At 60.3% G+C, this 9,201-nt stretch carries 7 protein-coding genes; 4 read left to right on the forward strand and 3 right to left on the reverse strand.

From position 1 onward, the window contains the following. Positions 1-42: 42 nt before the first annotated feature. Entirely contained in the window at positions 43-783 is a 741-nt protein-coding gene (locus DM995_RS08600; protein WP_116969157.1) for a class I SAM-dependent methyltransferase, read from the reverse strand. A gap of 658 nt (positions 784-1,441) precedes the next feature. Here DM995_RS08600 and DM995_RS08605 point away from each other — a divergent pair. Genes DM995_RS08605 through DM995_RS08615 form a run of 3 tightly spaced genes read left to right on the forward strand, consistent with a single transcriptional unit; the run spans position 1,442 to position 4,413 of the window. Then, complete coding sequence (locus DM995_RS08605; RefSeq protein WP_116969158.1) at positions 1,442-2,242, forward strand: glycosyltransferase family 2 protein; 801 nt, start codon at positions 1,442-1,444, stop codon at positions 2,240-2,242. A gap of 15 nt (positions 2,243-2,257) precedes the next feature. Further along, on the forward strand, positions 2,258-3,295 hold the full coding sequence (locus DM995_RS08610; protein ID WP_116969159.1) for a glycosyltransferase: 1,038 nt from the start codon (positions 2,258-2,260) through the stop codon (positions 3,293-3,295). 53 nt (positions 3,296-3,348) lie between these two features. After that, positions 3,349-4,413: a glycosyltransferase family 4 protein gene (locus tag DM995_RS08615; RefSeq protein WP_232824221.1), complete on the forward strand. Its 1,065-nt coding sequence runs from the start codon at positions 3,349-3,351 to the stop codon at positions 4,411-4,413. Positions 4,414-6,029: 1,616 nt separating this feature from the next. Here the strand turns inward: DM995_RS08615 and glmU are convergent. Then, on the reverse strand, positions 6,030-7,388 hold the full coding sequence (gene glmU / locus DM995_RS08635) for a bifunctional UDP-N-acetylglucosamine diphosphorylase/glucosamine-1-phosphate N-acetyltransferase GlmU (protein ID WP_116969163.1): 1,359 nt from the start codon (positions 7,386-7,388) through the stop codon (positions 6,030-6,032). Positions 7,389-7,483: 95 nt separating this feature from the next. On the opposite strand from glmU, the gene DM995_RS08640 reads away from it, so the two are divergent. Then, complete coding sequence (locus DM995_RS08640; RefSeq protein ID WP_116969164.1) at positions 7,484-8,173, forward strand: HAD hydrolase-like protein; 690 nt, start codon at positions 7,484-7,486, stop codon at positions 8,171-8,173. A gap of 166 nt (positions 8,174-8,339) precedes the next feature. On the opposite strand, the gene DM995_RS08645 is transcribed toward DM995_RS08640, so the two are convergent. Then, positions 8,340-9,201: nucleotidyltransferase domain-containing protein (locus tag DM995_RS08645; protein WP_116969165.1), on the reverse strand; the 862-nt coding region annotated here is incomplete at its 5' end.

Consider the following 9,201-nt stretch of genomic DNA (forward strand, 5'->3'; position numbering starts at 1 on the left):
GCCAAGCCCCTGGACATCATCGCGTGCGGAACGCCATGGCCTTCACGCCTCGAACTGGATCGGAATCGGCGGTGCTGCCGGGTTGTTGACGTAGGTCAGGTCCTTGGCAACGTCTGGCTGAGCTGATGGCTGGATAAAATCCGAGCGGACGAAGCTGACTTCGATCACGACCGGATTGCCGTCGGGCGTCTGGTCCCCGTAATTGTTGCCGTTCATCCACACGATTGAATGCGACTCCAGCTTGCTGATGAAATCGCGAATGCGGTCCTCGTGCAGATCGATGTCGTGAAGTTCCATCAGAATCGCGGGGAAGCGCTGCCGGTGCTCGACGATCTGGTCGAGAATGCGGTATTCGCCCCCTTCAATGTCGATCTTGAGGAACAGTTCTCCGGGTCCTGCCGCGCTGATGATGGTATTGAGGCTGATCCCGTTATCCCGATCATAGCCGATCTTGCGCTGGTGGTGCGTCACACCGGGGCGACTGAAAAACTTTTTGTAGTCGAGCGACTTGGTCAGGTTCCCAAAGCGGCGGTTGAGAAACGACTTTACGAAATGGATCCGCCAGAATCTGGAGTTGACGCTGTGATCGTAGCAATCGACCGGAACATTCTTGATCCTTAGAAAGTCCTCTTCGAAGCTCCAGTCGTCGTTCAGCCCAAAGGAAATCAGGCGACTGGATGAAACGATCGCCGCGCGCGAGGTGCAATAGCCACCATCGCCCCGCGGGCCTACCCGGATCAGGTCGGTTATGTTTATCGGCTTCCAGCTTTTGGGAAAAATCATATCAGTGATCCATGAACCTATAACGGAGTTGAGGACAAGTAGGCGACCTGCGCATTATCCTCCGATGAAAGTGCGGCATGATCCTCAAAGGATTAGCCGTGGTCGACTTGTGGGCCTGCTGCAATCCTGCGCATGCTCGGCCTGCAATATCACGATGATCCGGCAGGCAAACGGGCAATCGATTGCCGCCCACCGCAGGCCCGTCCCCCCTTCTTGATCAGCACGCCCGCAGATTGGGGAGACGTTTCCCTCATCGCCCCTGCGGTCATATGTCAACATTCGGCTATGGCAAGGCCTTTGTGATCGCGAGTGACCGGTTTCTGGTTCTGAAACAAGGCATGCGGTGCTGGATGGAACGTATTCCGGGACGTTCTCGCAGGCGATAAGCTGTCGGCAGCGGTTTGATACTGCCGCTTGTTCCGTGGACGTAATCCAACTATGGCATCCCGGGCCTCGGGGGAGGGCACCTGAAGCCACGAGGGAAGAGAAGCGAGAAAGCTCAGGAGCGGATGGCTGATCGAGCAAGGCCGGGCGATATCTTCGTCAAATCACCATCGTAAGCCAGAATATGCATCGCCCAGCAGCCGGGCGCTTGGGGAATAGCTTCGGGGCACTTCGGTCTTGCGCTGTCGATATCAATGCAGAGGGATGAAACTGCGTGTCTAGAGTTTCTGTAATAATTCCTGTCAGGAATGGTGCGGCGACGATCGAGTCAGCAGTCAACAGTCTTGTTTGGCAGACATATGATGACCTCAAGATCATCATCGTGAATGATCGGTCAACCGACAATACGTACCAGTTGTGCGAGCGGATGGCCGATGCATCCGGCAAGATCGTGCTGGTCAACAACACGGGGCAGGGTATCTCCAGTGCGCTGAACTACGCCATCGCGTTGAGCGATTCCGAATATATCGCGCGGATGGATGCCGATGACATCTCGTTCCCAGAGCGCATCGCGCGGCAGGTCGATCTGCTGGATAACGCCCCCCAGATTGCCGTCGTCGGAAGTTCGTTCATGCGATTTGGCGCGCTCAACAAGCACGCTTTCGTGCCGATCGGCGAAGACGCCTGTTATTATTGTTCGCGGCTTTTCTCGCCCTTCTGTCACCCGACAACCGTGTTCCGCAGGTCGGCGCTTGCTGCAACGGGAGGCGGGTACGACGGAAGCTATGATGGTGCCGAGGATTTCGAATTGTTCAGCCGGATGCTGGATTCTTTCCAGGGCACCAATATCGAAGAGCCTCTTTTTGCCTATCGCATCCACCCTTCACAGGTTTCAGCAACGCAATCGGCCCGGCAGAAAAGTCTTTCGCGCCGGATCATCAAGCGCAATGTCGGAAAGGTGGTCGCCGAAATGGGCCAGATCAAAGCCTACAAGACGATCCTCGAAAACATCCCCCGGCCGATGGTGCCCAATGCCCTCCGCTCGTTTCGCGCATTGATGCCGGGCATCGGCTGAAGGCTGTACTACACCATGATCCTGATTGACTTCACGCATATGGACAAGCGCTCGGTTTCGGGAATCGAGCGCGTTTGTCAGACCCTTTTCACCGGCACCGACTGGGATCGGCAAAAGATCGAATATATCCGGGGCGGATCGACGCTGAAGCTGATTGTCCAGCAATGGTTTGGCATTCCGCTGCGCATGTTGCTCGACAGGAAAGCGATCCTGATCTGCCCAGGCTTCCCGCCGTCGCCCATCCTGACCTTCCTGTTCCGTCGCCGGCTATTCGTCTATGTCTATGACCTGTTTCTGGTGGAGCGGAAGGCGGACCTGAACTGGCGAGCGCGCTGGTACATGGCGCCTTCGTTTCGCTACGCAATCCGCAATGCGAAGAATTTCTTCGCGCTCACAGATCATGTGAAAAGCAAGCTTGCCGGTTATGTCAGGGAAGACGCCGTCATCCGCACGGTCAGGCCCGAAGCCGATAATATATTCTCCCTGAAACCGCGCCAAGCGGGGCACCAGGGTAACGACGATGGCATCAACGTGCTCAGCATCGGCACCGTCGAACCCCGGAAGAATTACCTCTACGCCGCCGATATCTGCGATCAGTTGGCGCAGGTCGAGAACAGGCCGGTCAGGCTGCACATTATCGGACGCAGGGGATGGGGTCCCGATTTCGACCAGTTGAGCGGGCGAACCAATGTCGTCCTGCATGGCTTTGTCAGTGACGACGACATGGCGCAGCTGATCGCGACGTGCGATTTCTTCCTCTATGTCCCCCATGACGAGGGCCTGGGCCTGCCCGCGCTCGAGGTTCAGTATTCGGGTATTCCTGTGGTGGCTTCGGATCTCGCGGTGTTTCGGGAAACGCTGGCGTCGTCGGCTGTATTTATCGACCCCAGCGATCCGCGGCGCGCGGCGGATGGCATTTCCCGAGCTTTGGCCGCAGCGTCTGAATTTGCCGCGCTTTCTGGCAAGGCCCAGGACAATGTTCAACGGTGGAACGCACAAAGCGCTGAGGATAGGCGAGCGATGTTCGATTGGTTGGAAGAGACATGTCGCTGAATTCGCACGGCCGAACCGACGGTCAGGGTAATGGCCAGGCATCTGGAGCAGCTATGAAATCGGTGCTGAGCTTGTACGCGACGGATTTTGGCGACCTCAGCGCTGGCGGCATCAGAACCGTCATTGGCATGATATCGCGAGGCCGCCCCAATAACGTGCGCATCACGCATCTGGGGCTCGGGCCGCAGGCCGGCCCGCTTCCTGGAGACGAAGATTCGTATATCGGCCTAGGAGAGGCTCAGCCGGTCGGCGAACGCAGCGGCGTCAACGCTGAATATCTCCGTCGCCTGGCGAAGGTCCCGAAAGAGATGTTTGGCGGCTATGACCTGGTGCTGTGCCACCGGGCAGAGCACATGGCCGTAATTCCCAGGAACGTTCCCGTGGCGCTCTATCTGCACGGGGGGAGCTGGGGAATGTTCCGCGCATCGCGATCGGCGGCCGGGCTGGTCTATCCATTTGTTGAATTCTATGCCGCGATGCGCGCGAAAGTGACGTTCTCGGTCTCACCCGACAGTCACAACCGGCTGTTTCGTGCCTTTTTCACGCCGCATTTCCAGCCAGCCTGTTACGACGACGCGAAATTTTTCGCCAGCGACCGACGCTGGGCACCGTTGCAGTCCCGGGTGATCGCCAGCGTTGCGCGCCTCGTCCCCGAAAAGCGGCTGCATCTGATTATTCGGGCTGCCAAACAGCTCAGCGCCGATGCGGTCCACATTTTCGGTGACGGTCCGGAACGCGAAGCGTTGAGCGAACTGGCCAGTGAACTGGGCGTCAACTTGATCCTCCACGGCCACGTGACGGGGCCACAGATTGCTGACTGGTATCGCGACAACCCGTGCGTGTTCGCGATGAGTTCGCTATTCGAGGGCTTCCCGGTTGCCGCTCTCGAGGCGGCGGCATGCGGCATTCCGGTCGTGGCACTGGCGGCACCGGGTATCAGCGTTGCCATACCCATGATGGGCGGATATGTAGCGCAAACCCTTGATCAATTCGCGGATCTGATCCACCGCGCGGGGGTAGAGGGCCCCGGGATGGCGCCGGAAGCGATAGCCGATGCGTTTGGGACCGATGCCTTTGCTCGCAGGTTCTGGAATTTGGCGCTCAATGCATCCAAGTGAACGTCCATTGCTTGACTATAGGTAGAGAAATTGGCCGCTTATACAATCCTCTTGGTCATCATGGCTTACCCGTTCGTCCGGTACATATCGGATGGCGTGGCTTCGTTGCTTCTGGCACCATTGGCCGCCGCAATTATCGTTATGCTTATCGGTAGCCCTAAAATACAGCTTCGGCTACTCAGATTTTCCTTCAGCATCGCTGCCTGCGCGGTACCGCTGTTCATCGCGTTGTTTACCGCCGAACAATCCGCCATAAAATACTTGGTATTCTGTTTGGCCTATATGCTGATTGCGCTGGTCGCCGTCGACTTTCCCTTTGCGAAATTCGACAGGCCCATGCGCTGGTATACCGCATTGTTCTGCCTGTCGCTGATCGCTTTCGTCATCTTCCCAAGCTTGCCGCAATATGATGATCAGGAGTATCTGGCCTATGGCGTCCAGCAGATCGACGGCGAGCGTCTTCGCGGGATTTTCCCGCATGCCAACGATCTGGGGATTTTTGCCGCGGCGCTGGCGCTGTTCAATCTGTGGCGAACAAACTTCGCGATACGCTCGCTGTTTTCGGTCGATATTGCGCTGATTGCCATCTGTGCCGTCATCACGGTCTATTCGGGTTCGGTCAGCGGAATGATCGTGCTTCTGGGCGGTGCGGTCTGGCGGATATTCGGTGATCAGATTGCACTGAACGCGTTGCGTGTCGGACTGGTCATCATTTCCGCGCTCCAGCTCCTGTTTTACGGATGGGCGCAGGATTTCCTCGTGGCCGGTTCGTTCTGGTGGCGCTTCCACATGGCCGAAAGCGTATGGGAAATCGTCCCCATCGTGCACCTCCGCCCCGACCTGATCGCCTCGCAGGAGACATGGAGTCACAGCGTCATTCTCGATCTGACGGGCCAGAATTCCAACGATACCGCACATAGGGGCTGGGGCCTTTCAAAACTGATAGGGAACGCGGATCCCCGGCAGCTCCGCCGGAAAATCCTTGGTATTTCGTGTAATCAGGATCGCCCCGTTCACCTGCGCGGTGGCCAGGATATAGGCGTCCATCAGCTTCATCCGCGTCCGATAGCGGATGTCGGCTGCGGCAGCGGCGATACGCTGATCGATCTCGACCGTCTCGAAGTTCGACAGCGCCTCCTGAACGGCGCGCCGATCCTCAAGCCGTTCGCCTGCCAGAACTTCGGTCCAGACGATCCTGCTGATACGATGCGAGGGATAGCGCTGAATCTCGGCATAGGCCTGTGGTCGACGGCGCAGCCAGTCGATGATGATGTTGGTGTCAAAAAACGGTGCGGACATGCATCAGATGTCTTCGTAAGGACGACGGTCCTCGCGCATCGCCCGCTGATATCCGACAGAATCGCCAATATCGTCGCGGTCCGCCCAGAGTCCGTATCCGCGATCGATCCAACTGCGATCGTCTCCATGGTGAACCAGATACAGCTTCACGGCATCGCGAATGGTGGCTGCCCGCGACCTGTTGCCCCTGGCCGCTATGGCATCGAGCTTCTCGATATCCTCGTCAGGAATTTCGGTGAGTATGCGCATGAACCTATCATCTCCGCAGGCAGCGATGATATACTGATATCATATCATGATATCATGTCAAGCCGCGCCTATTTGCCCTCGCGCTTCTTCTTTCGCATCGCGTCGTGGAAGCGGTCGGCCCAACCGGGCTTGACCAGCTGTTCGGCGCGCACCAGGCGAAGCTCGCCATCGGCGACGTCACGGCTGACGGCGCTCCCCGCTGCCACGATCGCGTCGCGGCCGATCTTGACCGGCGCGATCAGCGCGCTGTTCGATCCGATAAACGCGTTCTCGCCGATCACGGTCTGGTACTTGAAATAGCCATCGTAATTGCAGGTGATCGTGCCCGCGCCGATATTGGCATTCGCGCCGACCGTGGCATCGCCCAGATAGGTGAGATGGTTGGCCTTGGCCCCTGGCCCCAGCACCGCCTTCTTCATCTCGACGAAATTGCCGACCTTGGCGCCTTCGCGCATGTCCGCACCGGGGCGCAGCCGAGCGAACGGGCCGACCGAACATCCGCTGGCGATGGTCGCACCCTCGATATGGCTGAAGGCGTGGATCACGACATTGTCGGCGATGGTGACACCGGGTCCGAACACGACATTGGGCTCGATCACGACATCGCGGCCCAGCACCGTGTCGTGCGCGAACCACACGGTATCAGGTGCGATCAGGCTCGCGCCATCGGCCATGGCCTGCGCGCGGCGGCGATGCTGCCAGATGCTTTCGGCTTCGGCGAGTTCGGCGCGGCTGTTGATGCCGATCAGTTCATCGGGATCGGTCTCGACCACCACCGCCTTGTCGCCATCGGCCAGCGCCAGCATGATGATGTCTGGCAGATAATATTCGCCCGCCGCATTGTCGTTGCCGACGCGTTCGAGCAGCGGCCACAGATCGGACGTGCGCACCGCGGTGACGCCGGAATTGCACAGCCTGACCGCGCGTTCGTCCTCGGTCGCGTCCTTGAACTCGACCATCTTGGAGATCGCACCGGCGTCATCGGCAATGATCCGGCCATAGGCCTTGGCGTCAGCGGGCACGAAGCCCAGCACGGCCACGCGCGGGGCATCCTCGGCGAGCAGCCGGTCCTTCAGCCGGGCCAGGGTCTCGGGCCGGAGGAAGGGCGTATCGCCGAAACACACGATCGCGATGCCATCGAACCCGGCCAGCGCCGCCTTGGCCTGCAATGCCGCGTGCGCGGTGCCGAGTTGCTCGGCCTGGTGCGCGATATCGACGCCGCGCGAAGCGACCGAGGCCTCCACCTGTTCGCGACGCGCCCCTACCACGACCACCTGGCGTGCGGCTCCCGCCGCTGCCAGACTGTCCAGCAGGTGATGCAGCATGGGCAGGCCCGCCACCGGATGGAGCACCTTGTGCAGTTCCGATTTCATGCGCGTGCCCTGGCCCGCTGCCAGAATGATTGCTGCCAGCGGCTGCTCAGCCATTTTGTAACGTTCTCCGCGTTTCCCAAAGCAGATCGTAAACACCCTTGGCACGAACCGCTTGCATCCGCCACCTTTTTCGGGCGATGCGTTGCCCCATGACAGACTTTCCCTACCAAATCATTGGCTTCGATCTTGATGGCACGCTGCTCGACACCAGCCCGGAACTGACGGTGTCGGTCAATCATACGCTGGGTCTGGCAGGCCTTCCCCCGCTGACCCGGGACGAGATCAAGCCGATGGTAGGGCTGGGCGCCAAGCACATGCTGCAGGTGGGTCTGGAGCGCGCGGGCAACAGCGACCCGGAGGCGCTGCGCGCGTATCTTCCGATCCTGCTCGACCATTATGGCGAGAATCTGGGCAGCGGCTCCCCGCCCTATCCGGGCCTGCTCGATACCATGGTGCGGTTCGACGCGATGGGCGTGAAGATGACCATCGTCACCAACAAGTACGAGCGGTTCGCGGTCAAACTGCTCACCGAGGTGGGGCTGATCGACCGCTTCGCCTGCGTCATCGGGGGCGATACTATGGGCAAGGGCAAGTCCAAGCCCGACCGCGCGCCGATTGACGAGATGATCCGCCGCTGCGGCGGCGAGCCGGGAGCGACTCCGGCGGCGTTCATCGGCGACAGCATCTATGACGTGATGGCCGCGCACAATGCCGGCATCCCTTGCGTCGCGGTGAGCTTCGGCTTCCTGCATCAACCGGTGGACGAACTCGGCGCCGATGCGATCATCGACCATTATGACGAGTTCATCCCGACGCTGGAACGGATTGCTGCGAGGTAAACGACAGGGGAGTTGATAGTTCCCGTTTGTCCCGAGCCCTTCGACTGGCTGCAAAGCCAGCCGCTCAGGATAAACTCAAGTCGAGGGACGCGATCGCAAAGGTTGCGCGTACGTCCCTCGACGAGCTCGGGACAAATGGACGTCGGCTACATGATCGGATTCCCCATTACCCCCGGTGCCCCTTGCGCCACTTGGTCCACAGATGCCGCGCCAGCATCGCGGGCGGCATGCGCAGCAAGTGCGAGCGGATGTAGAAGCCCTGGCGGGTGAGCTTGCGCGTCTTGCGGCCCCAGCCGTCGACCGCGGTGATCCGGCGCAGGAAGAGCGCATCGGCGACGCCGGGGCGGATCGGCCAGACCGCCGGCGTGCCGAACAGGCGGTGCGCCAGCCGCAATGCCCTTGCTACCGGCGCGGTCAATTGATGCAGCCGCGCCCGCTCCGCCAGCGCATCGCCAAAGTCGGGGTCCTCGGCGCTGAACTGGCGCACCAGCCGGTCGATATCCCAAAGGTTGCGCATGCCGCCCGACAGGTCGCCATCGGCGATCAGATGCGCGGCGGCATGGCAGATCATGTCGGCAGGCGAGAGCACATGCAGCCCGGACGGCAGCTGTCGCGCATCGGCGATCAGCGCCGCTGCATCAGGCTTCGGCCCGGCGGTCAGCGGCAGGATCGTGTGATGCACGTCGATCATCCGGTCCCGCTCGCCATGGATCATCGGCGGAAGCTCGTGCATCCATTGCCGGTAATAGGCATCGTCATAGGGGTCGGGCTTCACCCATTCCCAGCCTGCCGCCAGCAATAGCGCCTCGACCTGGTCCATCCCGTCGCGCGCGACGAGAATGTCGAGATCGCCGATCGAGCGGCCCAGCGCCGCGTCCAGACCGGCAGCGGCGAAAGCGGTGCCCTTGAGCAGCACGACACGGCCTCGATAGTCGGCCAGCGCCAGTTGCGCGCATTGCGCCTCCCACAGCGCCTGGCGCAGCCCGGCCTGGTTGGAAAGCCGCACATCGGCAAGCACGCGCGCGGCA

It is taken from the genome of Blastomonas sp. UPD001 (assembly GCF_003426715.1).
Taxonomy (GTDB): Bacteria; Pseudomonadota; Alphaproteobacteria; order Sphingomonadales; family Sphingomonadaceae; genus Blastomonas.

Coding starts and splice junctions, on each gene's coding strand:
- DM995_RS08600 (WP_116969157.1), bottom strand. CDS start 783: ATGATTTTTCCCAAAAGCTGGAAGCCGATAAACATAACCGACCTGATC.
- DM995_RS08610 (WP_116969159.1), top strand. CDS start 2,258: ATGATCCTGATTGACTTCACGCATATGGACAAGCGCTCGGTTTCGGGA.
- DM995_RS08615 (WP_232824221.1), top strand. CDS start 3,349: ATGAAATCGGTGCTGAGCTTGTACGCGACGGATTTTGGCGACCTCAGC.
- glmU (WP_116969163.1), bottom strand. CDS start 7,388: ATGGCTGAGCAGCCGCTGGCAGCAATCATTCTGGCAGCGGGCCAGGGC.
- DM995_RS08640 (WP_116969164.1), top strand. CDS start 7,484: ATGACAGACTTTCCCTACCAAATCATTGGCTTCGATCTTGATGGCACG.